1 protein-coding gene is annotated in these 290 nt (G+C 51.7%); it reads right to left on the reverse strand.

What is annotated here, in order from left to right; all coding sequences use genetic code 11:
* On the reverse strand, positions 1-290 hold a 290-nt coding region (locus tag AC4HNJ_RS21820), incomplete at both ends, for a hypothetical protein (protein ID WP_490481716.1).

Consider the following 290-nt stretch of genomic DNA (forward strand, 5'->3'; position numbering starts at 1 on the left):
TTCCACTCGTTGTCATGGAACGGCGCCGAGTACTGATATTCGTAATTGCTGTCCCACATCATGCGACCACGGATTATCGGTGCATATTGCAAACAGTCTATGGCTACTACACAGTCCGGTTCGGGGCGAATGTAGAATTCTTCGGCAGTGCTTGCGTCGTGCACTCGAAAGCGCACTGTCGGCCATTCATCATTAATAGGCTTCAAGTCGAATTCAATGGTGCCGTTTTCGAATGCCACCCCATCGAGTCGTGCCTGGGGCTCCTCATGCCCCTTGCTTGCTTTCATGAC

The organism is Dyella sp. SYSU CM1112 (genome assembly GCF_058216415.1).